General features: G+C 66.3%; 13 protein-coding genes. 3 read left to right on the forward strand and 10 right to left on the reverse strand.

Annotated elements, in window-relative coordinates:
- Position 1 precedes the first annotated feature (1 nt).
- From BAY61_RS23850 to BAY61_RS23865, 4 genes are read right to left on the reverse strand one after another with little or no spacing between them, the layout of a single operon-like run.
- Positions 2-757, reverse strand: coding sequence for a succinate dehydrogenase/fumarate reductase iron-sulfur subunit (locus BAY61_RS23850; RefSeq protein ID WP_091807416.1), 756 nt, complete (start codon positions 755-757; stop codon positions 2-4).
- A gap of 3 nt (positions 758-760) precedes the next feature.
- Positions 761-2674 (reverse strand): fumarate reductase/succinate dehydrogenase flavoprotein subunit, encoded by a 1914-nt coding sequence (locus tag BAY61_RS23855; protein ID WP_091807414.1) that lies wholly within the window; start codon positions 2672-2674, stop codon positions 761-763.
- Between the two features lie 29 nt (positions 2675-2703).
- Positions 2704-3504 (reverse strand): hypothetical protein, encoded by an 801-nt coding sequence (locus tag BAY61_RS23860; RefSeq protein WP_091807412.1) that lies wholly within the window; start codon positions 3502-3504, stop codon positions 2704-2706.
- Positions 3505-3524: 20 nt separating this feature from the next.
- The gene (locus BAY61_RS23865; protein WP_091807410.1) at positions 3525-3815 is read right to left on the reverse strand and encodes a hypothetical protein; all 291 of its coding nucleotides are present in this window, start codon (positions 3813-3815) and stop codon (positions 3525-3527) included.
- A 255-nt stretch (positions 3816-4070) separates the two neighbouring features.
- Here BAY61_RS23865 and edd point away from each other — a divergent pair, with 255 nt between their 5' ends.
- Together edd and eda are read left to right on the forward strand one after the other, a co-directional pair.
- Positions 4071-5978 (forward strand): phosphogluconate dehydratase, encoded by a 1908-nt coding sequence (gene edd / locus BAY61_RS23870; RefSeq protein WP_091807409.1) that lies wholly within the window; start codon positions 4071-4073, stop codon positions 5976-5978.
- Positions 5975-6601, forward strand: coding sequence for a bifunctional 4-hydroxy-2-oxoglutarate aldolase/2-dehydro-3-deoxy-phosphogluconate aldolase (gene eda / locus BAY61_RS23875; protein ID WP_176879780.1), 627 nt, complete (start codon positions 5975-5977; stop codon positions 6599-6601). Before edd ends, eda begins: the two co-directional genes overlap by 4 nt.
- A 6-nt stretch (positions 6602-6607) precedes the next feature.
- Here the strand turns inward: eda and BAY61_RS23880 are convergent, their stop codons facing one another.
- Complete coding sequence (locus BAY61_RS23880) at positions 6608-7792, reverse strand: acyltransferase family protein (protein ID WP_211323594.1); 1185 nt, start codon at positions 7790-7792, stop codon at positions 6608-6610.
- A gap of 151 nt (positions 7793-7943) precedes the next feature.
- Here BAY61_RS23880 and BAY61_RS23885 point away from each other — a divergent pair, with 151 nt between their 5' ends.
- Positions 7944-8300, forward strand: a complete 357-nt coding sequence (locus tag BAY61_RS23885; RefSeq protein ID WP_245865381.1) for a hypothetical protein — start codon at positions 7944-7946, stop codon at positions 8298-8300.
- A 160-nt stretch (positions 8301-8460) separates the two neighbouring features.
- On the opposite strand, the gene BAY61_RS23890 is transcribed toward BAY61_RS23885, so the two are convergent.
- From BAY61_RS23890 to BAY61_RS23910, 5 genes are all read right to left on the reverse strand, one after another.
- Complete coding sequence (locus tag BAY61_RS23890) at positions 8461-8934, reverse strand: nitroreductase family deazaflavin-dependent oxidoreductase (RefSeq protein ID WP_091807404.1); 474 nt, start codon at positions 8932-8934, stop codon at positions 8461-8463.
- Between the two features lie 615 nt (positions 8935-9549).
- Complete coding sequence (locus BAY61_RS23895) at positions 9550-10122, reverse strand: regulatory protein RecX (RefSeq protein WP_091807402.1); 573 nt, start codon at positions 10120-10122, stop codon at positions 9550-9552.
- 8 nt (positions 10123-10130) lie between these two features.
- A complete protein-coding gene (gene recA / locus BAY61_RS23900; protein WP_091807401.1) occupies positions 10131-11171 on the reverse strand; it encodes a recombinase RecA in 1041 nt (346 codons plus the stop codon).
- A gap of 210 nt (positions 11172-11381) precedes the next feature.
- Complete coding sequence (locus tag BAY61_RS23905) at positions 11382-11576, reverse strand: DUF3046 domain-containing protein (RefSeq protein ID WP_091807399.1); 195 nt, start codon at positions 11574-11576, stop codon at positions 11382-11384.
- A 178-nt stretch (positions 11577-11754) separates the two neighbouring features.
- Positions 11755-13686: an Hsp70 family protein gene (locus tag BAY61_RS23910; protein WP_091807530.1), complete on the reverse strand. Its 1932-nt coding sequence runs from the start codon at positions 13684-13686 to the stop codon at positions 11755-11757.
- Between the last annotated feature and the right edge of the window lie 118 nt (positions 13687-13804).

Here is a 13804-nt window from a genome sequence, read left to right on the forward strand (position 1 = left end):
GTCAGGAACCGTTGCGGCGGAACAGTTTGTTACCGAGCCAGACGATGGGGTCGTAGCGGCGGTCGACAACCCGTTCCTTCATCGGGATGAGCGCGTTGTCGGTGATCTTGATGTTTTCGGGGCAGACCTCGGTGCAGCACTTGGTGATGTTGCAGTAGCCAAGTCCGTGCTCGGTTTGCGCGTCGTCACGCCGGTCGGCGACATCGAGCGGATGCATTTCCAGTTCGGCGATCCGCATGAGGTAACGAGGCCCCGCGAACGAGGTCTTGTTCTCTTCGTGGTCACGGATGACGTGACAGGTGTTCTGGCACAGATAGCACTCGATGCACTTGCGGAATTCCTGCGAGCGCTCGACGTCGACCTGCTGCATCCGGTACTCGCCGGGTTCCAAGCCCTCCGGCGGCGTGAACGAGGGGATTTCCCTTGCCTTGGTGTAGTTGTAGGAGACGTCGGTGACGAGGTCGCGGATGACCGGAAAGGTCCGCATCGGCGTCACCGTGATGACCTCGTCCGGCTCGAAGGTCGACATCCGGGTCATGCACAGCAACCGCGGTCTGCCGTTGACTTCCGCCGAACACGAACCGCACTTGCCTGCCTTGCAGTTCCACCTGACGGCGAGGTCGGGAGCCTGCGTGGCCTGCAACCGGTGGATGAGGTCGAGCACGACCTCGCCCTCGTTGGCCTCGACCGTGAAGTCGTGCAACTCTCCCGCACCGTCGTCACCGCGCCAGACCTTGAGCTTCGCGTCGTAGCCCATGTGTCAGGCCGTCCTTTCCGGATGGTCGGCGAGTTCGTCCTCCGTGTAGTACTTCTCCAGCTCGCCCAGTTCGAACAGCTCGAGGAGATCGTGCCGCATCGGCTGCTGTTCCTTCGCGACGACGCTGACGTCGGGAACGGGTCCTTCGCCGGAAGTACTGCACACGAGCAACGTGTTGCGCCACCGGGAATCCATCTGCGGATGGTCGTCGCGCGTGTGCCCTCCCCTGCTCTCCGTCCTGCGCAGCGCGGCACCGGCGACGCACTCGCTCACCAGCAACATGTTGCGCAGGTCGATCGCGAGGTGCCAGCCCGGGTTGTACTGCCGGTGTCCCTCGACGGTGACCCCGCCGATCCTTCCCCTGATCTCCGCGAGCTTCTCCAGCGCCTTCTCGATCTCCTCCGACTTGCGGATGATGCCGACGAGATCGTTCATACTCTGCTGAAGCTCGGTGTGCAGGGTGTAGGGGTTCTCCTCCTTGACACCGTCCTCCGGTGGATCGAAGGGGGCGACGGCGTGTTTCGCGGACGCTGTGACGTCCTCTTCGGACACTTTCGGCCTCGCGGTGAGGGATTCCACATAGGACGCCGCGCCGAGCCCTGCCCGCCTGCCGAACACGAGCAGATCCGACAGCGAGTTGCCGCCGAGCCGGTTGGACCCGTGCATCCCGCCGGAGCATTCACCAGCGGCGAACAGTCCAGGAACGCTCGCGGCAGCCGTGTCGGGGTCGACCTCGATGCCACCCATGACGTAGTGGCAGGTCGGACCGACCTCCATGGGTTCCTTGGTGATGTCGACGTCGGCGAGTTCCTTGAACTGGTGGTACATCGAGGGCAGCCTTCGCCGGATCTCATCGGCAGGCAACCGGCTGGCAATGTCGAGGAAGACTCCGCCGTGCGGGGATCCCCTTCCCTCCTTGACCTCGGCGTTGATCGCCCTCGCCACCTCGTCTCTCGGCAGCAGGTCCGGAGTTCGCCTGTTGTTGTCGGCGTCGTCGTACCAGCGGTCGGCCTCTTCCTCGCTGTCGGCGTACTGTCCTTTGAAGACGTCAGGGATGTAGCGGAACATGAATCGCTCGCCCTGCGAATTCTTCAGCACGCCACCGTCTCCGCGCACACCCTCGGTGACGAGGATGCCCTTCACACTCGGCGGCCACACCATTCCGGTGGGATGGAACTGGACGAACTCCATGTTGATCAGATCGGCGCCCGCCCTCAGCGCGAGCGCGTGCCCGTCGCCGGTGTACTCCCACGAGTTCGAGGTCACCTTGAACGACTTGCCGATGCCACCGGTCGCCAGCACGACGGCAGGCGACTCGAACAGCACGAACCGGCCCGACTCACGCCAGTAGCCGAACGCGCCCGCGATCCTGCCCTCGTCCTTCAGCAGTTCGGTGATCGTGCATTCGGCGAAGACCTTGATCTTTGCTTCGTAGTCGCCGTGCTCGCGGTAGTCATCCTGTTGCAGCGAGACGATTTTCTGCTGCATCGTGCGGATCAGTTCCAGTCCGGTCCGGTCGCCGACGTGGGCGAGCCGGGGGTAGGTGTGCCCGCCGAAGTTGCGCTGGCTGATCCTGCCGTCCTTGGTGCGGTCGAAAAGGGCGCCGTAGGTTTCCAGCTCCCACACCCTGTCCGGGGCCTCCTTGGCGTGCAGCTCGGCCATCCGCCAGTTGTTGAGGAACTTCCCGCCACGCATGGTGTCGCGGAAATGCACCTGCCAATTGTCGTTCGGGTTCGCGTTGCCCATCGACGCGGCGCAACCGCCCTCCGCCATCACGGTGTGCGCCTTGCCGAACAACGACTTGCACACCACCGCGACGCTCAGGCCACGTTGCCTCGCCTCGATCACGGCCCGCAGACCCGCGCCGCCGGCACCGATAACCACGACGTCGTAGCTGTGCCGTTCGACCTCGGTCATGAAAATTGCCACCTTTGAAAGGGAAATGTTCAGTTGACGAAACGCAGGTCGGCAATAGTGCCAGTGGACACCAGCCAGACATAGAGGTCGGTGAGCATCAATGAGGCAAGCGTGATCCAGGCGAATTGCATGTGCCTGGTGTTGAGCTTGCTGACCTGCGTCCAGATCCGATATCGGACCGGGTTCTTGGAGAAGTGCTTCAGCCTGCCTCCCGTGACGTGTCTACAGGAGTGACAGGACACCGTGTAGCACCACAGCAACACGACATTGACCAGCAGGATCACGTTGCCGAGCCCGAATCCGCCCTGGAAGGCGACAATCGCGTCGTAGGTGTTGACGATGGTGATGATCAGCGCGGCGTAGAAGAAGTACCGGTGCGCGTTCTGCACGATGAGCGGCAACCGGGTCTCACCCGTGTACTTCCCGTGGGGCTCCGCGACCGCGCACGCGGGCGGCGACATCCACACGGACCGGTAGTAGGCCTTGCGGTAGTAGTAGCAGGTGAGCCGGAAGCCGAGCAGGAACGGCAGCGAAAGGAAGGCCAGCGGGATGAACCCGGGCAGCTCGCCGAGGGGGGTCCCGAAATGGCTCGAACCCGGTACGCAGGACGTGCTGAGACACGGCGAGTAGAACGGCGTCAGATAGTGCTCTTCGGCGGCCCAGTAGCCGGAGCGCATGAACGAGCGCACCGTCGCGTACACGACGAACACACCGAGCCCCACCGAGGTCAGCAGCGGCGAGAGCCACCATCTGTCGGTGCGCAGTGTTCTGGCACCGATCCGTGCCCTCGCTGGTGTGGTGGGGACCTGGGTTTGTGCGGGACTTGCCACGTTGCGAATCCGCTCCTGATTCAGCTCTGGTGGCGTTGGTATCCGCCAACGCCTTCGTCGTCGGCGCCCTCCCACAGCGCCGGGTCGTAGGGCTCATCCGGAACCTTGACCACCTCTGGCCGATCGGCGGGCCGCTGCGCCGGGACCGGGTCCGTCTGATCGAGTTCGACGGCGTCGATATCCAGCCGTTCGACGTCGTTGGCGAGCCGCCGCACGGCGGGGGCCTCGCCATAGCGCGCCCGCAGGGCTCCGACACACTGCCGCAGTTGCCCGATCGTCCTGCGGAGTTCGCTCATTTCTGTGGTGGACATCCGCGTACCTCCGAGTCAGTCCGGTCGGCGACTCTGCCTTGCTGAACTCATCGCCGACTCTGCCTTGCCGATGTTCGATGTGACAAGTAGCACACCCGGAGTTTCGCACGTGATGGGGGTCACTAATCGTGATCTTCTTAATCGATTTTGATTCGTAGTTCGGGCACCTGTATCGTTCCAGTTGTCACTTTCCGGCCGCGACGCCAACGCTGTCGCCGCGCCCGCCGCCCCCATTTCGAAGCGCCGGAGCCGCCCGTGAACCCGACAGCAGCACAGGTCCACCCCGTCGTCGCCGAGGTCACCGACCGGATCATCACCAGAAGCGCCGAGACAAGGGCCGCGTACCTCGCTCGGGTCGCGAGTACCCCGCCTGCGCCGTCAACGCCGTCAGCACCATCGGCACCCACGGCGCGCGCCGGCCTCGGCTGCGGCAACCTCGCACACGGGTTCGCCGCCTGCTCCGGCCCCGACCGGCTCGCGGTCAGGGGCGCGAGCAAACCCGGCATCGCGATCGTCTCCGCCTACAACGACTTGCTTTCCGCCCACCAGCCGTTCGCGAGCTACCCGGACCTGCTGAAGTCCGCGGCACGGGAAGCCGGAGGGGTCGCGCAGTTCGCGGGTGGCGTTCCCGCGATGTGCGACGGCATCACCCAGGGCAGGGCCGGGATGGAACTGTCTCTGTTCAGCAGGGACGTCATCGCCATGGCCACCGGCATCGCGCTCGCCCACGACATGTTCGACGGGACATTGCTGCTCGGTGTGTGCGACAAGATCGTTCCCGGGCTGCTGATCGGCGCGTTGTCCTTCGGCAACCTGCCCGCGATCCTGGTCCCCGCGGGGCCGATGACGTCGGGGCTTCCCAACAAGGAGAAGGTCCGAGTGCGGCAGGCTCACGCGGAAGGCAAGGCGAGCAGAAAGGACCTGCTCGACGCCGAGTCCGCCTCCTACCACTCACCGGGGACCTGCACCTTCTACGGGACCGCGAACTCGAATCAGCTCGTCGTGGAGGTCATGGGACTGCACCTGCCCGGCGCGAGTTTCGTGCACCCCGGCACCCCGCTTCGCAAGGCGCTGACCGAGGAGGCCGCCCGCAGGATCGTCGCCATTTCCCGAGGGGAGCAGTACACGCCGGTCTCGGCCGTCATCGACGAGCGGGCCGTCGTCAATGGGCTCGTCGCGCTGCTCGCCACCGGCGGTTCGACCAACCACACCCTGCACCTCGTCGCGATCGCCGCGGCGGCGGGCATCACCCTCACCTGGGACGACTTCGCCGATCTGTCCACGGTGGTGCCGTTGATCGCCAGCGTCTACCCCAACGGCAGCGCCGACATCAACCACTTCCACGCGGCGGGCGGCGTCCAGTTCCTCGTCGGCACCCTGCTCGACGCCGGGCTGTTGGACGAGGACGTGCACACGGTCGCCGGAAAAGGGCTCCACCGCTACCGGCAGGAACCGGTGCTCGGTGAAACCGGCCTCGAATGGCGGGAGGTTCCCACCCGTAGCCTCGACGAGTCGGTCCTTCGCCCCTGTTCGCGACCGTTCTCCCCTGACGGCGGGCTCCGCATGGTGCGGGGCAACCTCGGCCGCGCGGTGATCAAGGTTTCGGCAATCGACCCCCACCATCGCGCCATCCGCGCCCCGGCCAGGGTTTTCGGCAGCCAGGCCGAGTTCGACGCCGCCTTCACCGCAGGCGAACTCGACAGGGACGTCGTCGTGGTCATCCGCAATCAGGGACCGCGAGCCAACGGCATGCCGGAGTTGCACGGGCTCACTCCCGCGCTCGGTGTTCTGCTCGACAGAGGACACCGGGTCGCGCTTGTGACCGACGGCCGTATGTCCGGTGCTTCCGGCAAGATTCCCGCCGTCATCCACGTGACCCCGGAGGCCGCGGCGGGAGGTCCGCTCGCCAAGGTCATCGACGGCGACCTCGTTCGCCTCGACGCCGACGCGGGGGAACTCGACGTGCTGGTGTCCGCCGCCGAGTTCGCCGCGAGAGAACCAGGCGAAGGCCCGCCCGACGACGCGACGTGGGTGGGCACCGGAAGGGAGCTGTTCACTACTCTGCGCAGGGCTGTCGGCCCCGCGGAGACCGGAGCGGGCGTCTTCGGTCCCGTGACACCGGGTCACTTCGGGGCGGCCACCACGGCGACGGGAGCACGATGATGACGAGCGCCGAACTGCTCACCCTTTCGCCGGTGATGCCGGTCGTGGTCGCCGACGAGATCGAACCGGCGGCCGAGGTCGCGAAAGCACTGCTGGCGGGTGGAATCACCGTCATCGAGCTGACCCTGCGCACTCCGGTCGCGCTGGCCGCCATCGAGCACATCGCGAGTGAGGTGCCCGGCATCGTCGTCGGCGCGGGCACCGTCACCACTCCCACGCAGGCACGGCAGGCCGCCGACGCGGGCGCCGCGTTCCTCGTCACGCCAGGCTGCACCGACGCGTTGCTCGCCGGCGCCGAGGACACCGGACTGCCCTTCCTGCCAGGAGTCGCGACGGTGTCGGAGGCCATGCGGCTCGCCGAAAACGGGCTCGACTCGCTGAAGTTCTTCCCTGCCGAAGCGAACGGCGGGGTGGCCGCTCTGCGCGCGATCGAGGGCCCCTTGCCAGACCTGCGCTTCTGCCCGACGGGCGGCATCACAGAGCACAGCGCGCCCGGGTACCTCGCGCTGCCGAACGTCGGTTGTGTCGGCGGCTCCTGGCTGACCCCCCGCGACGCGATCGCCGCACGCGACTGGGCACGGATCGAGCGACTGGCGGCACGGGCGCGCTCGCTCGCGGGCTGAGCCTCGCTACCCGGCGCCGCGAGGCCGAGGAGCGCTCCCGGCCGGCTCGTGTCCCGGTGGGAAGCCGGTACGACCGGGCGCCCGACGATGCCGGGGCCGTCTTGCCCTGCTCCACCTGCGCATGACCGGCCGTTCCACACCGAGGTAGAGCAAGAAGGCCAGCGCGAGGCTGACCGCGAACCCCGCGATCGACAATGCGACCTCTCCGCCGACGGACAACCGTGGCAATCCCAGCAACTCCCTGCCGTCGAGCAGGACGACGTAATGGACGAGATAGAAGGCGAATGACACCTCGCCCAGCCACAGCATCGTCCTGCCTCGCAGCAGCGTTCGCCTTCCTCTGACGTCGGCGACGGCTCCGGCGGCGATGACCAGTGCGATCGGAACGATCGTCGTGGCGTTGATGCCGAAGTTGTACGGAACCAGCAGAGCCAGCGCATAGCCGCCGACGAGTGCCAGCGCGGCGACCGGCAGCGGAAGACCGAACCACCGGCCCGCCAGCACGATCCGTGCCATGAGGATGCCGAGCACGAACTGCAACAAGGCCACCGGAGGGAAAATGAAGACGAACCACACCTGCGACGTGCTTGAACCGGCCTGTAGAGGATCGCCGTCCGTCGCCGGGATCGCGATCTCGGCGACGAACGGAACACACAACACCGCCACCACGACGCCGGATGCCCACCACCACAGGTGCTTTTCGCCGATGCGGGTGATCCACCGGTAGAGCAACGGGAAAAACAGATAGAACACCAGCTCGCAGGAAAGCGACCAGCTCACCACGTTCACACTGTTGAAAATGGACTGATCAGGAATCCAGGCGTGGAAGAGCAGCAGGTTCGGCAGCACTCCGGTCACCGGTTTCGCCAGTACCAGCAACAGGATCAGCGCCACGGCGAACGTCACGAGGTGATTGGGGTAGATCTTGCAGAGCCTGCGCCGCAGGAACGAACCGGCGCCGTCGCCGGGACGCGCGGACCAGGTCAGGACAAATCCGCTGAGTACGAAGAAGAACGAGACACCGAGGAAAGCCAGCCTGCCCGTCACCGACTGAACACCGGCCGCCGTTTCGGCGTCCGGGTAAGCGAAGACGGTCGCGACGTGGAAGACGAACACCAGCAACGCCGCCAGAAACCGCATACCGGTAAGGGAAGGCAGCCTGGACCGCGTCGACTCCCTACCTGCTGGCACGTCGACACGGTAGTGCACATGTCACCGTGACGACCGCCGATTGGTGACATCCACATCGCGCGACCGGTGGCCATTTCTCCACGTGCCGTGTCCGGCACTCACCGTGAACGTGATAGATGTCAGGTGAACCGAACGGCAAGGGGGACATCCGGTGGTGGCTCAAGTACTCGTGGTCGGCATCGATCCGGCCACCCTCCAAGTGGCGGACCCGGAAACGGTCACGACGGCAATGCGACGTGGCAGGTCCCGTTTCGACGATCACGGCATCGAGGCCGACTGGTGCCTTGTGACGGTCGATGAGGCTCCCGAGGCGGCGATCATCGAGGCACTGGTGCGGAAAGACTACGACTGCGTCGTGATCGGCGGCGGTATCCGCAAGCCCGAGCCGTTGCTCGAATTGTTCGAGAAGGTGGTCAATCTGGTTCGTCTGCACGCGCCAGGCGCGGCCATCGCCTTCAACAGCAACCCGGTGGACGGCGCCGACGCCGCGTTGCGGTGGCTGCGCTGACCCGGCGCTTTCGCCTCCCCACTACCACCGCCTCGCGACGGCAAGGTGGCACGAGCGAGTTCTCCGGACACCGCTGAGGATCCGCCGCGATCGGCTCCGGTGAACCGGGAAGCGAACGCCCTGGACGAGGCGGCGGATACCGTCGAAGGGGACACGCCGCTCAGCGCCTGACGAGCCGGACCACCGGGTACTGACGCTCGGACTTGCGCTGGTATTTCTCGTACCGTGGCTGCGACGTGGTGATGTGCTTCCACGCCTGTTCCCGGTCGCCGCCGTCGAGCCGGTGGGGCGCCACCGGGATGGTGCCACGGCCCGGCAGTTCTATCACCGCCTTGTCGGGGTGCGCCATGAGATTGACGTACCAGTCGGGATTCCGGCTTCCACCACCCGACGCGATGATCAGCCAGGTGTCCTCGTCCTCGGCAAACCACGTGATGGGTGATTCACGCGGTTCACCGCTGCGGCGTCCCAAGGTGTGCAGGATCAACAGATCCATGCCCATGACTTTGCCGCCCTTACGGCGAATGCGGGTGTTCGTGCGGGCATTCATGCGCCGCTGAAACCACAGCGACAATTTTCCGGGCGCACCACTCTGACGTCCGCCACTGTTGTCCGCCTTTTGCCCTGTCGCCATTGTCCTGGCCTCCCGTCGGTTCTTCCGATTCAGGTGCTCCCACCAACCGGCTTGCCGGCTCGGCGGTGGGCTTCCGGGATTCACGCTAGCCACGGCGCGCCCGCCGACGCTTCTCGATTCCTGATCGGTCTGCGTCCCGGCCCACGAGGACCACCCGATCGCGGGCCACACCAGGAACATCGAGGACATTGAGGACAGTCCAGGTCGAACTCGTCGCGGGACGAGGGAAACGCTGGTTGAGGCTCATCCGACGTGCGAGTGGCAACCAGGAGGACAACGATGACGACATTCACGGTCGAGCGGCTGGCCGAACGCCCGTAGGTCGGCGTTTCGATGACACGCGCTCGGACGACCACCGGCGGTTACGAACCGGTCGACATCACCGTTGCGGTTCCGGCGAGTGCCAGGTCCTCGAACCGGCGATCAACGAGCGGGCCGACGGCATCCGCGCGATGCCGCGCCCGTTACGCCCCGCCGCGCATCGAGATCGCCGCGCGAGAGTTATGCCGACGGCGACCCCGGTCCGTCGCCGAGGCGCGCGACGCTGTATCAAGATCACGACCGATCGGCACTACGGATCAGGCCGGGTTCTCAAGCGGCGAAACGACTTTCCGTTCAGTCGAGCGCCACGTCGTCGAGCATCGTGGACTCGGCACCGGCCTCACGCAGTTCTTCCTTGATCACCGTGTAGGCAAGCCCCTGCGAATAGCCTTTGCGGGCAAGCATGCCAAGCAGTCGCCGAGTGGCGGTCTGTTCGTCGACGCTGGTCATGGTCCGTAGCTTTTTCCGGACCAACTCGCGCGCGCGTTCTTCCTCGGCGTCCCGGTCGACCTCGCCCGCCGCTTCCACGGCCAGCGTGCTGTCGACACCCTTGCGCTTGAGTTCGGCGACCAGCGCCCGCTTGGCGAGCCCCTGATGGTTGTGCCGCGCACGCACCCATTGTTCGGCGAACGCGGCATCGTCCACGAGCCCGGCCTGATCGAGCTTGCCCAGCAGTTCCTCGCCGATCTCCTCGGCAAAACCCTTGCGCCGCAACGCTTTTCGCAACTCGTCCTTGGTTCTGGATCGAGTCGCGAGGAGATCGAAACAGATCTCCTTCGCCTTCTTTCGCGCTTCTTCCGGCGTCAGGTCAGCCACTCGCCGCGACCGCGCGCGCGGCGACCGGCCACCGTCCTCGGATTCCGACATCGGCGACCTCAGAAGTCGACCGGCGCCGGTGCTGTCTCATCGGCATCGAGTTGCGCTCCGATGCCCAGCTTTTCCTTGATCCGCTTTTCGATTTCGTTGGCGATATCGGGGTTGTCGCGCAAGAACTTTCGCGCGTTTTCCTTACCCTGACCAAGCTGGTCACCCTCGTAGGTGTACCAGGCGCCGGACTTGCGGACAATGCCCTGGTCGACACCCATGTCGATGAGCGAACCCTCGCGCGAGACACCGTGCCCGTAGAGGATGTCGAACTCGGCTTGCTTGAACGGCGGAGCGACCTTGTTCTTGACGACCTTCACCCTGGTGCGGTTGCCGACGGCCTCACCGGCGTCCTTCAGCGTCTCGATACGACGGACGTCGAGCCGGACGGAGGCGTAGAACTTGAGTGCCTTTCCACCCGTGGTGGTCTCCGGCGACCCGAACATGACGCCGACCTTCTCGCGAAGCTGGTTGATGAAGATCGCGGTGGTGCCGGAGTTGTGCAGCGCACCGGTGATCTTCCGGAGCGCCTGGCTCATCAACCTCGCCTGCAGACCGACGTGCGAGTCACCCATCTCGCCCTCGATCTCGGCGCGGGGAACCAGCGCGGCGACAGAGTCGATGACCAGGATGTCGAGCGCGCCGGAACGGATCAGCATGTCCGCGATCTCCAGCGCCTGCTCACCGGTGTCCGGCTGCGAGACGAGCAGCGCGTCGGTGTCCACGCCGAGCACCTTGGCGTACTCGGGGTCGAGAGCGTGCTCCGCGTCGATGAACGCCGCGATGCCGCCGGACTTCTGCGCGTTGGCGACGGCATGCAACGCCACCGTCGTCTTACCCGACGACTCTGGACCGTAGATCTCGACGACGCGGCCCCGGGGCAGTCCCCCGATGCCAAGCGCGATGTCCAGCGCGATGGCGCCGGTGGGAATGACCTCGATCGGCGGGCGGCTGTCCTCACCGAGGCGCATCACCGACCCCTTGCCGAACTGCTTGTCGATCTGGGCAAGGGCCAGATCGAGCGCCTTGCCCTTGTCCGGTGCTGCTGGCATTGGAATCCACCTCATTGACTGTCGCGGTTGTGAACTGCTGGGCCTGACGTTACGGCTGAGGTCCGACAGTTTCACCGGGGACGGTGGAAATCTGTGGATAACCGACCCGATGTGGACAACACGATAGACGAACACGTGTTCGAGGTCGAAGGTGACACACCCCTCGGGTAAATTTGTCGCCCCGGCCTCCGTGCTCGCTCCCGCGAGCGGTCAGCGGCGTTCGGCAGGGACGTCGAACTCCTGGCACACCTGCCGCCAGATCTCCTTCGCGGACACGCCGGCGGCCAGCGCCTGCTCGACGGTGCGCCCTCCGAGCCCGCTGAGTACATGATCCTTGGCCAGCATTTCGGCGCGTGTCCCGCCGAACTCGTCCGCCATCAGCCGTCGAAAAACCGTGATCCGCATCGGCGCCAGCGTAGCCCCGGGCAACTCGCGTACCGTGCTGGCATGGTGTTCGCACAGGCCACGACAGGAGTGGACTCGACCGTACTGACGCTCGCGTCCATCGCGACGGTGCTCGGCGCGCTCGCCGTACTTGTCTTCGCCGTACGCAACCGGCGCAAGTGACGAACTCTCGGCGGGGCTACTCGCCGGGCTGCACGGTGCGCTCGAAGTAGTCGGCGAGCTTCCCCGGCGTGGACACCTCACCGTCACCACTACCGTTGACCTGGTAGATGAAGCCCGATAACGGCCGGTCCTTGACCGTGAACACCAGCACGGACGAATTCCGGCCAGCCGAGGCCGAGTAGCTGCCCTCCAGGGCGTTGCCCTTCCAGTCGGCCTGCACCTGGTCGCCGCCACCGGTCCTGCTCAGCAACCCGTCCGTGTACCGCTTGAGCACATCGGAGGACGTGCCCTGGAGGTAGGTGACCTGCGCGCTCGCCAGCCCCGGTGCCGCACAGGTCACGGTGATTCCCAGCTCTTCCTCGTTCGACGCGGCGGCGGGCCCGCTTCCCGTGCCTGGACCGCACTGACCTGTCTCCGCGATCGTTCCGGCGAGCTGCCGCAGGCAACCGGTGAATCCCTGCTCGTCGGTCTCTCCCGGCTGCTTGCATTCCTCAGCGGCGTAGGTCGTTCCCGTCGACGACGGCAGGAACAGGAAGGCAGCACCCGCCCCGAGCAGGACGACCGCGGCCACCGCCACGCCGATCAACAGCTTGCGCCGTTTTCCGTCGCCCGTCTTCTTCGCGGCCGGATAGGAAGGAAAATTGGCCGCGGCAGGAGGTTGCTGCCCGCCGACGGCCTGCTGCGGACCGCTGTTCGGAAACGCCGTCTGCTGATGCGCCCCGTGCTGGGGTTGCTGGGGCCGCTGCTGGGGCGGCCGCGCGAACCCGGCGGGAGGCGAATAGGCGCCCGGCAGCGCGGCCACCTGCTGGTGCGGCCCGCTCTGCGGCACCCCCGATGTCGCCACCTGCCCCTCGACGTTCTGGGTGCGCATGCTGATGCCGTCGGCCGCCACGTGGTGCGCGCCGAGCGCGACGGCGGTCTCCGGCTGATCGAGGCTCGCCGGCACGACGCCGAGCTTCTCCGCGAGCAACGTGCCGACGAGCGGAAGCCTGCTCGACCCTCCGACAAGGTAGATACCGGCGAGCCGGCCGGGGGACAGTCCCGCCGAGCGCACCGTCCTCGCCAGTAGCTCGACGCTGCGCAGCATCGCAGGCCGCACCAGCGCTTCCAGTTCGGCTCTCGTCACGAGTACGTCGGTGAACGGCTCCGGCATCGGAACCTCCGTCTGCGGCAGCCTCGACAAGGCTTCCTTCGCGGCCTTCACATCCTCCTGGAGTGCCCGCCTCGTGCGCCTGTCCGCAGTGGATTCGGGGCGCAGCAGCCGCTGCCAGTGCTGCGGGTCCCTGTGCGAGACCTCCCTGCCGACGTGCACGAGCAGCGCCTGGTCGACGTCGAGCCCACCGAGATCGGGAAGGCCGTCCTCGGCGAGGACCGTGTAGCCGTTCTGGGTCGCGCCGACGACGGCGACGTCGAAGGTCCCCGCGCCGAGGTCGTAGACGGCCAGCGTCTGTCCAGGGGTGAGCGCCTTGCCGGGGAAGGAGGCGAAGTGCGCCGCCGCGGCGACGGGCTCCGGCACCAGCGAGAGCGCGTTGCCCATCCCGGCCAGCCTCGCGGCCGAGAGCAGCACGTTGCGCCGGACAGGGCCCCATTGCGCGGGGTGGGTGAGCCGGATCTCGTCGGGCTGCTCGCCACCGAGCTGCCGGGACGTCTCGTCGAGGACCCTGCGCAGCACGGCGGCCAGCGCCTCGTTGACCGGGACGACATCCGTGCCCAGCAACAGCGTCTGCTCGTCGACCCTGCGTTTGGGGTTGGGCTCGAATCGGGTCGGGTCGAGTCTTGCCCTTCGCTCCGCGTCTCTTCCGACGACCAGGGTGCCGTCCTCCTCGGCGAACACAGCCGACGGCATGGTCGCCGACCCGTCGACCTCGACGACCCGAGGTGGCCGTCCATGGGCGGAAAGGACGGCGACGGTGTTGGACGTACCAAGATCCACGGACAGAATCCGCACAGCTCTCCCCTTGTCGAGTACCCGAAAGAAACTCGCGGTGATGCTCCCACGTCCCGCGAGCCCGCGAGGACGGACCCGGAGAATTCCCTGGTCGGCGAACACTCCACCGAAAATGTCG

Origin of the sequence: Prauserella marina (genome assembly GCF_002240355.1) — a bacterium.
GTDB lineage: Bacteria > Actinomycetota > Actinomycetes > Mycobacteriales > Pseudonocardiaceae > Prauserella_A > Prauserella_A marina.

Bases quoted from the DNA above. Each gene is read 5' to 3' on its own strand.
- BAY61_RS23890 (WP_091807404.1), bottom strand. From the start codon at position 8,934: ATGGCGACAGGGCAAAAGGCGGACAACAGTGGCGGACGTCAGAGTGGT.
- BAY61_RS23850 (WP_091807416.1), bottom strand. From the start codon at position 757: ATGGGCTACGACGCGAAGCTCAAGGTCTGGCGCGGTGACGACGGTGCG.
- BAY61_RS23855 (WP_091807414.1), bottom strand. From the start codon at position 2,674: ATGACCGAGGTCGAACGGCACAGCTACGACGTCGTGGTTATCGGTGCC.
- BAY61_RS23905 (WP_091807399.1), bottom strand. From the start codon at position 11,576: ATGCGGATCACGGTTTTTCGACGGCTGATGGCGGACGAGTTCGGCGGG.
- BAY61_RS23895 (WP_091807402.1), bottom strand. From the start codon at position 10,122: ATGTCGGAATCCGAGGACGGTGGCCGGTCGCCGCGCGCGCGGTCGCGG.
- eda (WP_176879780.1), top strand. From the start codon at position 5,975: ATGATGACGAGCGCCGAACTGCTCACCCTTTCGCCGGTGATGCCGGTC.
- BAY61_RS23865 (WP_091807410.1), bottom strand. From the start codon at position 3,815: ATGTCCACCACAGAAATGAGCGAACTCCGCAGGACGATCGGGCAACTG.
- recA (WP_091807401.1), bottom strand. From the start codon at position 11,171: ATGCCAGCAGCACCGGACAAGGGCAAGGCGCTCGATCTGGCCCTTGCC.